The 12,939-nt window shown below is 72.1% G+C and carries 18 protein-coding genes; 11 read left to right on the top strand and 7 right to left on the bottom strand.

What is annotated here, in order from left to right; translation table 11 throughout:
• Window positions 1-162: 162 nt before the first annotated feature.
• The 3 genes from J2N69_RS23365 to mca all read right to left on the bottom strand — a co-directional run bounded on the left by J2N69_RS23365 (window position 163) and on the right by mca (window position 1,598).
• On the bottom strand, window positions 163-381 hold the full coding sequence (locus J2N69_RS23365; RefSeq protein WP_230902482.1) for a hypothetical protein: 219 nt from the start codon (window positions 379-381) through the stop codon (window positions 163-165).
• Between the two features lie 61 nt (window positions 382-442).
• Window positions 443-724 (bottom strand): hypothetical protein, encoded by a 282-nt coding sequence (locus J2N69_RS23360; RefSeq protein WP_230902481.1) that lies wholly within the window; start codon window positions 722-724, stop codon window positions 443-445.
• Entirely contained in the window at window positions 717-1,598 is an 882-nt protein-coding gene (mca, locus tag J2N69_RS23355; RefSeq protein WP_127910893.1) for a mycothiol conjugate amidase Mca, read from the bottom strand. Before mca ends, J2N69_RS23360 begins: the two co-directional genes overlap by 8 nt.
• A gap of 115 nt (window positions 1,599-1,713) precedes the next feature.
• Here mca and J2N69_RS23350 point away from each other — a divergent pair, with 115 nt between their 5' ends.
• Window positions 1,714-2,145 (top strand): DUF4307 domain-containing protein, encoded by a 432-nt coding sequence (locus tag J2N69_RS23350; RefSeq protein WP_230902480.1) that lies wholly within the window; start codon window positions 1,714-1,716, stop codon window positions 2,143-2,145.
• 178 nt (window positions 2,146-2,323) lie between these two features.
• Window positions 2,324-2,821, top strand: coding sequence for a transcription elongation factor GreA (gene greA, locus J2N69_RS23345; protein ID WP_230902479.1), 498 nt, complete (start codon window positions 2,324-2,326; stop codon window positions 2,819-2,821).
• Between the two features lie 93 nt (window positions 2,822-2,914).
• Here greA and ilvA read toward each other — a convergent pair whose 3' ends face one another.
• The gene (gene ilvA / locus J2N69_RS23340) at window positions 2,915-4,144 is read right to left on the bottom strand and encodes a threonine ammonia-lyase (protein WP_230902478.1); all 1,230 of its coding nucleotides are present in this window, start codon (window positions 4,142-4,144) and stop codon (window positions 2,915-2,917) included.
• Window positions 4,145-4,300: 156 nt separating this feature from the next.
• Here ilvA and J2N69_RS23335 point away from each other — a divergent pair, with 156 nt between their 5' ends.
• Genes J2N69_RS23335 through J2N69_RS23325 form a run of 3 tightly spaced genes read left to right on the top strand, consistent with a single transcriptional unit; the run spans window position 4,301 to window position 5,595 of the window.
• Window positions 4,301-4,819 (top strand): MarR family winged helix-turn-helix transcriptional regulator, encoded by a 519-nt coding sequence (locus tag J2N69_RS23335; RefSeq protein WP_230902477.1) that lies wholly within the window; start codon window positions 4,301-4,303, stop codon window positions 4,817-4,819.
• A gap of 42 nt (window positions 4,820-4,861) precedes the next feature.
• Window positions 4,862-5,344 carry a sigma factor-like helix-turn-helix DNA-binding protein gene (locus tag J2N69_RS23330; protein ID WP_230902476.1) on the top strand — a complete coding sequence of 161 codons (483 nt, stop codon included), beginning with the start codon at window positions 4,862-4,864 and terminating at the stop codon, window positions 5,342-5,344.
• On the top strand, window positions 5,341-5,595 hold the full coding sequence (locus J2N69_RS23325; protein WP_230902475.1) for a hypothetical protein: 255 nt from the start codon (window positions 5,341-5,343) through the stop codon (window positions 5,593-5,595). Before J2N69_RS23330 ends, J2N69_RS23325 begins: the two co-directional genes overlap by 4 nt.
• 19 nt (window positions 5,596-5,614) lie before the next feature.
• On the opposite strand, the gene J2N69_RS23320 is transcribed toward J2N69_RS23325, so the two are convergent.
• Entirely contained in the window at window positions 5,615-6,778 is a 1,164-nt protein-coding gene (locus tag J2N69_RS23320; protein ID WP_230902474.1) for a cystathionine gamma-synthase, read from the bottom strand.
• Between the two features lie 99 nt (window positions 6,779-6,877).
• Here J2N69_RS23320 and J2N69_RS23315 point away from each other — a divergent pair, with 99 nt between their 5' ends.
• The 4 genes from J2N69_RS23315 (at window position 6,878) to J2N69_RS23300 (ending at window position 10,505) form a co-directional block, all read left to right on the top strand.
• On the top strand, window positions 6,878-7,996 hold the full coding sequence (locus tag J2N69_RS23315) for a hypothetical protein (RefSeq protein WP_127912876.1): 1,119 nt from the start codon (window positions 6,878-6,880) through the stop codon (window positions 7,994-7,996).
• A gap of 83 nt (window positions 7,997-8,079) precedes the next feature.
• Window positions 8,080-8,796, top strand: a complete 717-nt coding sequence (gene msrA / locus J2N69_RS23310) for a peptide-methionine (S)-S-oxide reductase MsrA (RefSeq protein ID WP_230902473.1) — start codon at window positions 8,080-8,082, stop codon at window positions 8,794-8,796.
• 31 nt (window positions 8,797-8,827) lie between these two features.
• Window positions 8,828-10,066 (top strand): HNH endonuclease signature motif containing protein, encoded by a 1,239-nt coding sequence (locus J2N69_RS23305; protein ID WP_230902472.1) that lies wholly within the window; start codon window positions 8,828-8,830, stop codon window positions 10,064-10,066.
• On the top strand, window positions 10,059-10,505 hold the full coding sequence (locus J2N69_RS23300; RefSeq protein ID WP_230902471.1) for a hypothetical protein: 447 nt from the start codon (window positions 10,059-10,061) through the stop codon (window positions 10,503-10,505). Before J2N69_RS23305 ends, J2N69_RS23300 begins: the two co-directional genes overlap by 8 nt.
• Window positions 10,506-10,544: 39 nt before the next feature.
• Here the strand turns inward: J2N69_RS23300 and J2N69_RS23295 are convergent, their stop codons facing one another.
• A complete protein-coding gene (locus tag J2N69_RS23295) occupies window positions 10,545-11,000 on the bottom strand; it encodes a hypothetical protein (protein WP_230902470.1) in 456 nt (151 codons plus the stop codon).
• Window positions 11,001-11,163: 163 nt separating this feature from the next.
• Here J2N69_RS23295 and J2N69_RS23290 point away from each other — a divergent pair, with 163 nt between their 5' ends.
• Both J2N69_RS23290 and J2N69_RS23285 read left to right on the top strand, forming a co-directional pair.
• Complete coding sequence (locus tag J2N69_RS23290) at window positions 11,164-11,817, top strand: ATP-dependent Clp protease proteolytic subunit (RefSeq protein WP_230902469.1); 654 nt, start codon at window positions 11,164-11,166, stop codon at window positions 11,815-11,817.
• A gap of 16 nt (window positions 11,818-11,833) precedes the next feature.
• A complete protein-coding gene (locus J2N69_RS23285; protein ID WP_127912881.1) occupies window positions 11,834-12,442 on the top strand; it encodes a ClpP family protease in 609 nt (202 codons plus the stop codon).
• Window positions 12,443-12,461: 19 nt separating this feature from the next.
• On the opposite strand, the gene J2N69_RS23280 is transcribed toward J2N69_RS23285, so the two are convergent.
• Window positions 12,462-12,794, bottom strand: a complete 333-nt coding sequence (locus J2N69_RS23280; RefSeq protein ID WP_230904838.1) for a helix-turn-helix domain-containing protein — start codon at window positions 12,792-12,794, stop codon at window positions 12,462-12,464.
• Window positions 12,795-12,939: the final 145 nt, after the last annotated feature.

The raw sequence follows: 12,939 nt of genomic DNA, 5'->3' as shown, positions 1-12,939 counted from the left end.
AGGCCCCGCAGCCGGATCTCGCCGCCGCCCCTCCGGCCGGGCCCGCAGCCGCCGACGGCCGAACTCCACCGCCGACGCCACCCATCGAACGCCGTGCGTCACGGCAGACGGAGCCGACCTGCACCGAGCCCGCACCGCCTCCACCCAGGGGCGGGGCCCAAGTCAGTCGAAGGTGTTCGTCCCCGGGTCGACCACCTCGTCCAGGACCTTGCGCACCGCCTCGTACACGGAGGCGAGGACGTCCGCGCCGGGCGGGCCGTCCGGGGCCTCGGTCTCCCCGCCGGCCGACCGCGCCCTGTAGCGCGTCTCCTCCTGATGGGCCCAGTCGCGGGCCCTGCGAATCCTGCGCAACAACTCGTCGGAGTCCACGACATCGCTCATGCGGCTTCTTCTCCCCGGCCGGCCCCTGTTTCACACGGGACGAGCCGGGGCGGGTCGGCGGCTACTTCCCGGTGCCGGTGCGCTTCGCTCCCGAAGCCGCGTTCTCACCGGTCGCCGCGCCGACCGGCCCGTCCCCGGCCTCCCGCTCGCCGTCGGTCTCCGGCTCCTTGAAGTCGACCTTGCCCATGTGCCGGCTCATCGACTTCATGAGGCCCCACACGGCCAGGGCCATCACCGCGAAGACGATGAACCCGAGGACGCCGGGGGTCACCTTGTCGTCGTCGACCTCCTTGGCAAGAGGGACGAGATGCGTCATTGCCAGATGTGCGTTCACGCTAGGCATTGTCGCGGATGCCCGCAAAGAGGTCGTCCTCGGGGAGGGACGTATCCACGAGCGACTTCGCCAGCTCGTACTCCTCCGTGGGCCATACCTCCCGCTGGAGCTCCATCGGGACGCGGAACCAGCCGCCGTCGGGATCGATCTGCGTGGCGTGGGCGATCAGGGCCTTGTCGCGGATCTCGAAGAAGTCGGCGCACGGCACGTGCGTGGTCAGGGTGCGCTCGACCCGCTCGAACTCGTCCCACCGCTTGAGCCAGTCCCCGTACGGCGACTCCAGGCCGCGGTCGAGCATCGCCTGGTGCAGCGCCTCGGTGCGCGGACGGTTGAAGCCCTGGTTGTAGTAGAGCTTCTGCGGCTGGAAGACCGGGCCGAACTCGCTCTCCGGGTACTTCTCGGCGTCCGCCGCGCCCTCGAAGGCCACCATCGTGATCTTGTGGGTCATGATGTGGTCGGGGTGCGGATAGCCGCCGTTCTCGTCGTACGTCGTGATGACCTGCGGACGGAAGGAACGGATCTGGCGCACCAGCTCACCGGCGGCCTTGTCGACGTCCTCCAGGGCGAAGCAGCCCTCGGGCAGCGGCGGCAGCGGGTCGCCCTCGGGCAGCCCCGAGTCGACGAAGCCCAGCCACTCCTGCTTGACGCCGAGGATCTCGCGGGCCTCGTCCATCTCCTTCTTGCGCACCTCGTGGATGTGCTCCTGGATGTAGGTGTCACCCTGGAGCTTCGGGTTGAGGATGTCGCCGCGCTCCCCGCCCGTGCAGGTCACGACGAGTACGTCCACCCCCTCGGACACGTACTTGGCCATGGTGGCCGCGCCCTTGCTCGACTCGTCGTCGGGGTGGGCGTGCACGGCCATCAGTCGAAGCTGCTCAGTCAAGACTCGATCCTCAAGTAATCGGGCGCCCTCGGTGATGCGGCGCAACACGCGGCTTCTATAGTGACGGAACCGGGGGGCGGAAAATTCCGGCATCCCCTGTTCCTGGAGGACGATCATGGCGGCGGTGGGTTCGAAGCCTTCGGAAGGGGTTTCCGAAGGGCTTCCCGAGGGGCGGTACGGCCGCTCCCGCACGGCCGACGAGGCCGCCGACCGCAAGCTGAAGATCGTCGGCTCGGTGCTCGGTGTCGCCCTGCTCGGCGTCGTCGGCTGGTTCGGCTACGACTACATCAACGGTACGAAGCTCAGCGCCGAGGTCATCAAGTTCGACGTCGTCTCGGCCGACACCGTCAAGGCCCATCTCGAGGTGCGCAAGGACGCCGCCGCCAAGGGCTACTGCACCCTGCGCTCGCAGGCCGAGTCCGGCGCCGAGGTCGGCCGCGCGGACTTCCGCTTCGACCAGCGCGAGGACCGCATCGACCAGGTCGTCACGCTCCGTACGACGTCGCAGGCGACCAGCGTCGAGCTGCTCGGCTGCCACTCCGACTGACACGTCGGGCGCCGCGGCACCTCTTCACCGCCCTCACCTGCGCCGACGTAAATCTGACGGCTTATGTCCTCCCCCTGGCGCACCTGAATTGTTAGGCTCGTGGTTTCGCCCACCCGTGAGGGAACATCCTTCTGGGTAGGGCGATGCTTTGTATTCCCAGTACCTACGAGGAGCACCTGTGACCCAGACCAGCGAGAACGTCACCTGGCTGACCCAGGAGGCGTACAACCAGCTCAGGGCCGAGCTGGAGCACCTGTCTGGTCCCGCGCGCACCGAGATCGCGGCCAAGATCGCGGCAGCACGCGAGGAGGGGGACCTGCGCGAGAACGGCGGGTACCACGCGGCGAAGGAGGAGCAGGGCAAGCAGGAGCTCCGTATCCGCCAGCTGACCCAGCTCCTGGAGACCGCCAAGGTCGGTGAGGCGCCGGCCGCCGACGGCGTGGTGGCGCCGGGGATGGTCGTGACCATCGCCTTCGACGGCGACGAGGACGACACCCTGACGTTCCTGCTCGCCTCCCGCGAGTACGCGAGCGAGGAGATCGAGACGTACTCCCCCCAGTCCCCCCTCGGCACGGGCGTGAACGGCAAGCGGATCGGCGAGGACGCGCAGTACGAGCTGCCGAACGGCAAGTTCGCCTCCGTCAAGATCCTGGAAGCCAAGCCGTACCAGGGCTAGCCCCTTCCGCCGCTTCGGCTCTCGCCATCGCGGCCACGACGGGCCCCCGGCACCCCTGCGGTGCCGGGGGCCCGTCGCGTGCGGGGTCCGGGGTCAGCCGATGACGGTGTACCCGGCGTCGTGCAGCGCCCCGGCCACCTCGGCGCAGTGCTCGGGCCCCTTCGTCTCCAGGTGCAGCTCCACCTCCGCCTCCGTGAGCCCGAGGCGCGGGTCGGTGCGTACGTGGCTGATGTCGAGGACGTTGGCGTCGACCACGGTCAGCTCGCCGAGGAGCGTGGCGAGGGCGCCGGGGCGGTCCGTCAGGCGCAGCCGCAGCGAGAGGTAGCGGCCCGCCGCCGCCATGCCGTGGCGCAGGATGCGCTGCATCAGGAGCGGGTCGACGTTGCCGCCCGAGAGCAGGGCGACCACCGGGCCCTCGAACGCCTCGGGCTTGCTCAGCAGGGCCGCGACGGGGCTGGCGCCCGCCGGTTCGACGACCATCTTGGCGCGCTCCAGGCAGAGCAGCAGGGCGCTGGACAGCTCGTCCTCGGAGACCGTTACGATGTCGTCGACCAGATCGTCGATCAGCTGAAACGGTACGTCGCCGGGGCGTCCGACCTTGATGCCGTCGGCCATGGTCGCGGGGTTGTCGATCGACACCGGGTGCCCGGCGGCCAGCGAGGGCGGGTAGGCCGCCGACCCCGCCGCCTGCACGCCGACCAGGCGCACGTCCGGGCGCAGCGCCTTGACCGCCACCGCGATGCCCGCCAGGAGGCCGCCGCCCCCGACGCCGACGACGAGGGTGCGCACCTCGGGGCACTGCTCCAGGACCTCCAGGCCGACCGTGCCCTGCCCCGCGACGATGTCGGGGTGGTCGAACGGGTGGATGAACACCGCGCCCGTCTCGCGCGCGTACTCCTGCGCGGCGGCCAGCGTCTCGTCGACGACCTGGCCGTGGAGCCGCACCTCGGCGCCGTACTCCCTGGTCGCCGCGACCTTGGGCAGCGGCGCGCCGGCCGGCATGAACACCGTGGACCGCACGCCGAGCAGCGAGGACGCGAGGGCCACGCCCTGCGCGTGGTTGCCCGCGCTGGCGGCGACGACGCCGGCGGCGCGCTCCTCCGGCAGCAGGCCCGCGATCCGTACGTACGCCCCGCGCAGCTTGAACGAGCCGGTGCGCTGGAGGTTCTCGCACTTGAGGTGCACGGGGGCGCCGACCAGCCGTGACAGGTGCCTGCTGCCCTCGATCGCCGTCATCCGCGCCACTCCGGAGAGCATCTTCCGCGCGCCGCGGACGTCGTCGAGGGTGACCGTCGGCAGGGAGCGGGACGTGCGGTGGTTCATGTCCCAAGTCTTGCAGCCCGGGCCCGGGCGCTCCCGAGGTGACCAAGGGACGAGACTGTTATGCGCGTAGGTTTGCGCAGCGCAGGTACGGTCCGCGCCGTGGCCGCGTACCCTGTCCCCCAACCCACCGCCCTCGCATGAAGTGAGCCCCCGGCCATGCCCACAACTCCGGACATGACGACCGCCAGTGATCCCGGCCTCCTCGACAGCCTGCAGCACCAGGTGGCGGTCTTCGCCCGCCGCGCGGAGCAGACCCGTCTCGGCGGCGTAGGCCAGGTCCGCAACTCCATGGACCGCGCCGCGTACCTGCTGCTCAACCGCCTCGACAAGGAAGGCCCGATGGGCGTCAAGGCGCTCGCCGCGAGCATGGGCATCGACTCGTCGACGGTCACCCGGCAGGTCGCCCCGCTGGTCGACACCGGTCTCGTCAAGCGCACCTCGCACCCGGAGGACGGCCGTGCCGTGGTGCTCCAGCTGTCGCCGCGCGGCCAGGCCAGGCTCGACGAGGTGCGGTCATCGCGCCGCGAGCTGATGGCCGAGCTGACGCAGGACTGGGCGCCGGAGGAGCGCGAGAGCTTCTGCACGCTCCTCACGCGCTTCAACTCCGCCCTCTCGGCGCGCCAGACGTCCCACACGGCGCCCGGCGGTGAGGTTCCGGCCACTCCGGAGTCTTGACCCCGGGCCCGCCCCTGGCCTCAGATGAGACCGGGAGGCGCGGTGCGAGAACGGCAGGGGTTCCAGGACGCCCGCCGTGCCCGGGAGTTCGAGGCGTTCGTCGCGGGCGCGGCAGGCAGGCTCCTGCATGCCGCGACGCTGCTCACCGCGGAGCACCCCCGGGACAACCCCCGCGCGCGTGCCCTGCTGACCGCCGCCCTCGCGCACACGTACGCGATGTGGGACCGGCTGCGCGGCGAGGACCCCTACGACCGCGCCCGCCGGCAGGTCGTCCTGCGTTTCGCGCACGGCGCGTGGCGCCGTCACCGCGGCCACGGCGGGGTCCTGGCACGGCTCAGTCCGCAGCAGCGGCTGATCGTGGTGCTCCGGATGTACGAGGGGGTCGCCGAGGAGCAGACGGCGGCGCTCCTCGGGCTGCCCGTCGAGCGGGTCGGGGCGATCTGCGCCCGCGCGACGGCGCTGGTCCTGCACCCGCCGCGCGGCCCGGCGCTGGTCGGGCCGGTGAGCGGGGCGGTGCCGTCGTGAGTCAGTACGAGCGCAAGGAGAGCGCCGTGCGGCGGCTCCTGGAGGAGGCGCAGCCCGCCGCCGTCCCGCCGGACCTCTACGAGGAGGCGGTGCGGCGGGGCGGGCGGTCGTTGCGGCGGCGCAGGGCGCTGCGGCGGCTCCTGTGGCTGGTGCTGCTGGCCGCCGCGGTGGCGTTCACGGTGTGGGCGTGCGCCGCCCGGCCCTGGGTGGAGCCGCCGTCGGACACGACTCCACCCCTGACGCGCTGGTGACGGGCTGCTTACGAGCGGTCTAGCCCAGCGCCTGCTGGAGGTCGGCGAGCAGGTCGTCGGCCGCCTCGATGCCCACGGAGAGGCGTACGAGGTCCGCGGGGACCTCCAGGGCCGAGCCGGCCACCGAGGCGTGCGTCATGCGGCCGGGGTGCTCGATGAGGGACTCCACGCCGCCCAGGGACTCGCCGAGGGTGAAGAGCCTGGCGCGGTTGCAGACCTCGACGGCCGCCTCCTCGCCGCCCTGGACGCGGAAGGAGACCATGCCGCCGAAGGACTTCATCTGCTTGGCGGCGATCTCGTGGCCGGGGTGCTCCGGAAGGCCCGGGTAGAGGACCTGCGTCACACGCGCGTGGCGGGTCAGCATGTCGGTGACCTTGGCGGCGTTCTCGCTGTGCCGGTCCATGCGCACCGCGAGGGTCTTGATGCCGCGCAGCACCAGCCAGGCGTCGAAGGGCCCGGCGACGGCGCCCATGGCGTTCTGGTGGTAGGCCAGCTCCTCGCCGAGCGCCTCGTCGCTGACGACGAGCGCGCCGCCGACGACGTCCGAGTGGCCGCCCATGTACTTCGTCATGGAGTGCACGACGATGTCGGCGCCGAGGGCGAGCGGCTGCTGGAGGTAGGGGCTGGCGAAGGTGTTGTCGACGACGAGGCGGGCCCCGCTCTCGCGGGCGATCTGCGCGACCGACGCGATGTCGGTGATGCCGAGCAGCGGGTTGGAGGGCGTCTCCACCCAGATCGCCTTCGTCCGGTCGGTCACGGCGGCGCGGACCGCGTCCGGGTCGGAGGTGTCGGCCACCGACCACTCCACGCCCCACCGCGAGACGACCTTGGCGAAGAGGCGGAACGTGCCGCCGTACGCGTCGTTCGGGATGACCACGTGGTCGCCGGGGGCGAGCAGGGCGCGCAGGAGGCAGTCCTCGGCGGCGAGGCCGGACGCGAAGGCGAGGCCGCGGCGGCCGCCTTCCAGGGCGGCGAGGTTCTCCTCCAGGGCGGTACGGGTCGGGTTGGCGCTGCGGCTGTACTCGTAGCCGCCGCGCAGGCCGCCGACGCCGTCCTGCTTGTAGGTCGAGACCTGGTAGATGGGCGGGACGACGGCGCCGGTGAGCGGGTCGGCCGTGTTCCCGGCGTGGATCGCCACGGTCTCGAAGCTCTGCGTGCTGGGCGTGGTGTGCGAGTCACTCATGCGGCGAGCGTAGTGCGCGCGGCGGCCGTTGCGCCGGGTCGGTCCGGGTACGTCCCCGCAGGTTGGCCAATTGTCGGACCCGTCTGGTTCGCTTGTGTCATGGAGATTCTCTGGTTCCTGTTCGCGGTGGTCATGATCGGTGCGGTCCTCGGGCCCGTGCTGCTGCGCAGGCGCGGCGGAATCCGGCAGGTGGCCCCCGGTTCGCCGGACGCCGCGGACCCGGCGGACTACGGCTTCCTGCGCCAGGAGGAGCTGGACATCCGCATGCCGGGGGCGGACGCCGATCTCCTCGAAGTGCTCGACCTCGTGCAGCGCACGCAGGAGTGGCGGGCCGCCTCGCAGCTCCTCGCGGGCACCGAGACCCATGGCGAGCTGCGCTGGCAGCGCGTGCAGGCCTTCGCGGGCGCGGCCTCGCTGGAGCTGCAGCAGCGGCCCGGTGGCGTGAGCGGCAGCCCCGGCGGGCAGTGGCTGCGGGTGTGGCGGGCCGAGGCGCCCAAGGACGCGGGCGGCGCGGCGGTGCACGCGGAGTTCCTGGTGCAGCAGGCGTGGCGGACCGCCGCCCAGGGGACGGACGAGTTCCGGATCATCCTGGAGGAGGCCAAGGAGGCGTGCGCGCAGGCGGCGCTGCTGGCCCCGGGCGACCCGATTCCGTACATCATCGAGCTGTCGATCGCCCGCGGCCTCGCGTACCCCCGCGAGGAGTTCGAGCAGCTGTGGCTGAAGATCCTGGACCGCGCGCCCGCGCACATGGGCGCCCACCTGGCGGCGCTGCACTACTGGTGCGAGAAATGGCACGGCTCGCGCGACCTGGCGTACGGCTTCGCGGAGGCGGCGGCGGCGCGCGCGCCCCGCGCCTCCCTCCTCGCGGCGCTCCCGCTCTTCGCCGTGTACGAACACATGCCCGAGGTGAACCTCGTCCGCGGGTTCTACGAGAGCGAGGTCGTCACCAAGGCCGTCGAGGGCGCCCTCTTCGCGGTGCACGCCGCCCGCCCGGACGACCCAATGCTGGCGCACGTCCGCCACCTGCTGGTCTTCTTCCTGGTGCGCTGCGAGCGCTGGGCGGAGGCCATGAACCAGCTGGTGCACGTGGACGGCCACGTCGGGGCCCTGCCCTGGACCCTGACCCCCGACCCGGCCGAGAGCTACGCGCTGTACCGCGCGCTGGCCGTCGCGGGGTACGAGGCGAACGGCGGCAGCCCGGCGACGCTGCCGCACTGAGCCGCCGCCGACCGGAATGCCGGACCCTGCCCGCACGTTCCCTTGATGACGCCCTTGTCAGGCCCCGCACGAGGAGAGACCCCATGATTTTCGGCCGCACGCCCGAGCTCCCCACCCCCGAGCAGGCCCTGAAGGGCCGGGCGACCCCGGAATTCGAGGTCCCCGCGCGCCACACGGTCCTCGGCAACCCGCTGCTCGGCCCCTACCCCGAGGGCCTGGAGGTCGCGGACTTCGCACTGGGCTGCTTCTGGGGCGCGGAGCGCAAGTTCTGGCAGACCGAGGGCGTCTGGACGACGTACGTCGGCTACCAGGGCGGTTACACCGAGAACCCCTCCTACGAAGAGGTCTGCTCGGGCCTGACCGGCCACACGGAGGCGGTCCGTTTCGTCTTCGACCCCTCGCGCGTCTCGTACGCCTCGCTCCTGAAGCTCTTCTGGGAGTCCCACAACCCCACGCAGGGCTTCCGCCAGGGCAACGACGTCGGCACGCAGTACCGCTCGGCGATCTACACGCACTCTCCCGAGCAGGAGGCCGGCGCGAAGGCGTCCCTGGAGGCCTACCAGCAGGTCCTGACGGCCGCCGGGCACGGCACGATCACGACGACGGTCCTCCCGGCCGAGGGCAGGCCCTTCTGGCCGGCGGAGCCGTACCACCAGCAGTACCTGGACAAGAACCCCGACGGCTACTGCGGCATCGGTGGCACGGGCGCCCTCCTGGACACCCCCTCGGAGACGAACTGGGGCCGCGCCTGCCCGACGGGCATCGCGCCCGCCCCCGGCGCGAACCGACCGACCGCCTGACCGACCGCCCGGGCCGCCGTATCTTGGCGCCATGGCGCTGAGTGACATAGGCAGACCGGAAGTCCTGCGAGCCGTCGAGGAGTTCGACCGCCTCGGCCGGAGCGCGTTTCTCCACCGATACGGCTTCCAGGCGTCCCGCACCTATCTGCTGTCGCTCGACGGGCGGTACTACGACTCGAAGGCGGTGGTCGGCGCCGCCCATGGATATGTGCGGGGGCAGCGGCCGCTGGCCGCTTCGGAGTTCTCCGGTGGCCGCGGTCATGCGGTGAAGCGGCTGGACGAGTTGGGCTTCCAGGTGGTGTGCCAGGAAGCCGTCGCTCCCGAAGCCGCACCCGACGACCTCGTCGGCCGCATCGCGCGCCTGCGCGTCGCCCACACGCGGACCGGCCCCCTCCTCTACCAGCCGATCACCCTCCTGTGGGCGATCGGGCGCGCCGTGCGGGGTGAACCGCGCATGCTGCCCTGGGAGGAGACGAGCGCGGCCCTGAGCGGGCTGCTGGAGGAGTTCGGCCTCCGGGGCGAGCGCGTCCGACCCGGCTATCCGGTGCTCGCGCTCCACCACGCCGGGCTGTGGACGCTCCAGGGCCACGAGGGGCCCGTTCCGCCCGCCCACGGGGCTGCCTCCGTACCCCATCGCTGGTTCGCCGCCCAGCAGCCGACCGGCGGCCCGGTGCGGCCCTTCCACGACCTCATGCGCACCTCCGGCCAAGCCCGCGTCGAGGTCATCCAGACGCTCACGGACCGCTTCTTCGCGGACCTCGACGAGATCCCGCTGCTGCGTGCGGTCGGCCTCTACGACGAGTCGGTGGCCGATGACCTGCCCCGCGCCCCGGAAAGCAGCCCCGTACCCGCCGTCCGGGCGGAGCCTGCCGATCCTGTCTCCCTGGCCGCTCAGTACGAACGGCTGTGCGGCCTGGTGGAGCGCCGGGAGGCGTCGCGGCGCGGCCGGCGGCGCGAGAGCGTCTCCCGGGACCCCATCCGTTCGTCGACGGCCCGGCGGGCGGTACTGCTCCGCAGCGCGGGGCGGTGCGAGAACGCGGCCTGCGGCGGACAGCCGGACGACGTGACGGACTCCGGCGACCCGATCCTCGAGGTGGATCACGTCGTGGAGATCACCGGCGACGGCCGCGACCACCCGAGCCAGATGATCGCCCTCTGCCCGAACTGCCACGCCGTCAAGACCCGTGGCAGGAGCCGGCACCAGGTGCGCGCCGCCTTCCTGGACGTGGTGCGCGAGCTGCACGCACGAGCACGGGGCACCCGTGGCTGAGCCGGGCCAAGGGATGCGGACGACGGCCTACCGCGTGATCAAGGGGGTCTGGGGCATCGCCGTCGACCTGACCGCCGAGGCGACGCTCGGCGCCGCACCGCCCGGGTGCGCCGAGCGGGTCAGTGACCGCGTGTGGCTGGACGCCTCCCCCGTCCTCAGTCACCCGCCCGCCGACCGCACCGGCTGCCGGATCACTCCGGAGGAGGTGGTGTGGCTGCGGCACGGCGTGGCGCTGGCGGCGCCTGCCGTCGAGGCTCTCACCGCCCCACGGCACACCACGATCACCGTCCACCGCGTCCGGTTCCCCGAGACCGACTACCAGCCGGAAGGGCTCGCGGCCGCGGTCCTCGCCTGGACCGAGGCGGAGTTCGGTCTTCCGCCACGCCCAGTAGAAGTGCGGTTCGACCGGTCGGCCAATCGGTACGTCTACGGCTGGTAGCGGCGAAGTGAGCGCCGACGTGGCCGGCTTGCGGTCGTGTCACTCGACGCCGAGGTCCCGGCGCATCACGCGGCGCAGTTCGGCGATGGCCGCGTCGGTGTCGGCCTCCAGCTCCGCGTAGGCCGCGCTGTCGGCCGTCACTCCCTCGAGGACGCGGTCCCGTGTCGTCCGCAGCGCGAGGAACGCGGACCGGGCCGCCTCCACGACGTCCGCCGGGGCGGTGATCGCCAGCTGGTGGCGGATCTCGTAGGCCCCGGGCGCCAGGAACCGCTCGCGCACCTCGCGGGCGTGTTCCTCGGTGCCGGGGGCGGCGCGGTCCGTCCCCTGCGCGGACTCGTGGAGCGCCGTGCGGACGCGTGAGAGCGCCGCCGTGTACTCCGCGTACAGCTGCCTCCGCGCCGCCGTCTCGCGGTCCTCGCGCTCGCGCCGCCACCGAATCCGGTCGGCCAGCAGCGTCGCCCCGACACCGATTCCCGCTCCCAGCAACGTACTCACCGGCGATATCCACTCCACGAGCACCCGACCCTAACGGCCCGCCCCCACCCCCTCTGCCCTCAGCGAATCTGCCCCCAGCCGATAAACCGGGCAGCCGTGCTCGTGGCGGGCAACAGTGCTGGCACGGCGCGGTGTTGGAGCCGCGGTACTTGAGGGAGGTCCGATGTCAGTACTCGGCAGTGGCTGGGAGACGGAAGTGCGGGCGGCGGACGGGGAGAGTGTCCCGTCGCGGTTCGACGACCATCTCGCCGCCCAATTGCTCAACCAGCGCATCGTGTTGCTCGGGACACAGGTCGACGAGGTGTCCGCCAACCGCGTCTGCGCGCAGATGCTGCTGCTGTCGGCCGAGGACCCGAAGACCGACATCAGCCTGTACATCAACAGCCCCGGCGGGTCCGTCACCGCGGGGCTGGCCATCTACGACACCATGCGGCTCATCCCGAACGACGTCTCCACCCTCGCCATGGGGTTCGCCGCCAGCATGGGGCAGTTCCTGCTGAGCGTGGGCACGCACGGCAAGCGGTTCGCGCTGCCCAACGCGCGCATCATGATGCACCAGCCGTCGGCGGGCATCGGCGGCACCACCGCCGACATCGCCATCCAGGCCGAGAACCTGGCGTTCACCAAGAAGGCCGTCGAGCGGATCACCGCCGAGCACACCGGACAGAGCGAGGAGACGATCTCGCGCGACGGCGACCGCGACCGGTGGTTCACCGCCGAGCAGGCCAAGGAGTACGGAATGGTCGACCACGTCGTCGAGTCCCTGGAGGACGTGCGGCCCGCCGGGTCGAAGCGGCGTATCGGGCTCGGGATCTGAGAGAGGGGCGGACGTCATGAGCCAGTACACGATTCCCACCGTCGTCGAGCGCACCCCGCAGGGCGAGCGCGCCTACGACATCTACAGCCGGCTGCTCTCCGAGCGCATCATCTTCCTCGGCACGGAGATCGACGACGGGGTGGCCAACGTCGTCATCGCCCAACTGCTCCACCTGGAGTCGTCCGCCCCGGAGCGCGAGGTGTCCCTCTACATCAACTCGCCCGGCGGCTCCTTCACCTCGCTCATGGCCATCTACGACACCATGAGCTTCATCACCGCGCCCATCTCCACCTTCTGCGTGGGACAGGCCGCCTCCACCGCCGCCGTGCTGCTCGCGGGGGGCGACCCCGGGCGGCGGTTCATCCTCGACCACGCGCGCGTGCTGCTCGGGCAGCCCGCGAGCCGCGGCCGGCAGGGGACGGTGTCCGATCTCGCCCTGGAGGCGCAGGAGATGCTGCGCATCCGCTCCCAGGTGGAGGAGGTGCTGTCCCGGCACACCCGCCACGACATCGCCACCCTGCGCGCGGACATGGACCGCGACAAGGTGTTCACCGCGCAGGAGGCGGTCGCGTACGGGCTCGCCGATCAGGTGCTCAGCAGGCGGGTCGTGCCCGCGGCCGCCTGAGCCCTGACCGGCCCGGGCCTCATGCCGCCAGGCGTACGTCCCCCTGGTACGACGCCCTGGCCGGCCTCACACGGGGGTGGAGGCCGGCCAGGCGTCCCTGCGCCAGCGACAGCACGTCCGTCAGGCTCAGGCCGAGCGCGTGGGCCGCGGCCGCGAGGACCTCGGACGAGGCCTCCTTGCGGCCGCGCTCCAGCTCGGAGAGGTAGGGCATGGAGATGCGGGCGGCGTCGGCCACGTCCTTGAGCGTGCGCTCCTGCGCGAGGCGCTCACCGCGCAGGACCTCCCCGACGACGTCACGCCACAGCGGCTCCTTGGCCGGGCGCAGAGGGATGACGCGGGCGTGGTTCGGCATCTGCCGCTCTTGGCTGCTCACCCCCTCAGCCTAGGAGTGAACCGGGCCGCGGGGCAGCGCGGAACGTTCCGCCGCCCGCGAAATCCGCCGCGAAATCCCCCACGAGATCCGCCGCGAAAACGCGCCCCGCGCGGCCCTGTTCGGG

Origin of the sequence: Streptomyces huasconensis (assembly GCF_021028635.1) — a bacterium.
GTDB lineage: Bacteria > Actinomycetota > Actinomycetes > Streptomycetales > Streptomycetaceae > Streptomyces > Streptomyces huasconensis.
The sequence above is the reverse complement of the archived record's forward strand: the minus strand, read 5'-3'. Positions and strand labels throughout refer to the sequence as shown.

What these genes read in the sequence shown, in the direction of transcription:
- J2N69_RS23365 (WP_230902482.1), bottom strand. Translation starts at nt 381, where the DNA reads ATGAGCGATGTCGTGGACTCCGACGAGTTGTTGCGCAGGATTCGCAGG.
- ilvA (WP_230902478.1), bottom strand. Translation starts at nt 4,144, where the DNA reads ATGAACCACCGCACGTCCCGCTCCCTGCCGACGGTCACCCTCGACGAC.
- J2N69_RS23305 (WP_230902472.1), top strand. Translation starts at nt 8,828, where the DNA reads ATGGCGCTGAGTGACATAGGCAGACCGGAAGTCCTGCGAGCCGTCGAG.
- J2N69_RS23315 (WP_127912876.1), top strand. Translation starts at nt 6,878, where the DNA reads ATGGAGATTCTCTGGTTCCTGTTCGCGGTGGTCATGATCGGTGCGGTC.
- J2N69_RS23290 (WP_230902469.1), top strand. Translation starts at nt 11,164, where the DNA reads ATGTCAGTACTCGGCAGTGGCTGGGAGACGGAAGTGCGGGCGGCGGAC.
- J2N69_RS23350 (WP_230902480.1), top strand. Translation starts at nt 1,714, where the DNA reads ATGGCGGCGGTGGGTTCGAAGCCTTCGGAAGGGGTTTCCGAAGGGCTT.
- J2N69_RS23285 (WP_127912881.1), top strand. Translation starts at nt 11,834, where the DNA reads ATGAGCCAGTACACGATTCCCACCGTCGTCGAGCGCACCCCGCAGGGC.
- J2N69_RS23360 (WP_230902481.1), bottom strand. Translation starts at nt 724, where the DNA reads ATGCCTAGCGTGAACGCACATCTGGCAATGACGCATCTCGTCCCTCTT.
- msrA (WP_230902473.1), top strand. Translation starts at nt 8,080, where the DNA reads ATGATTTTCGGCCGCACGCCCGAGCTCCCCACCCCCGAGCAGGCCCTG.
- J2N69_RS23320 (WP_230902474.1), bottom strand. Translation starts at nt 6,778, where the DNA reads ATGAGTGACTCGCACACCACGCCCAGCACGCAGAGCTTCGAGACCGTG.
- J2N69_RS23280 (WP_230904838.1), bottom strand. Translation starts at nt 12,794, where the DNA reads ATGCCGAACCACGCCCGCGTCATCCCTCTGCGCCCGGCCAAGGAGCCG.
- J2N69_RS23335 (WP_230902477.1), top strand. Translation starts at nt 4,301, where the DNA reads ATGCCCACAACTCCGGACATGACGACCGCCAGTGATCCCGGCCTCCTC.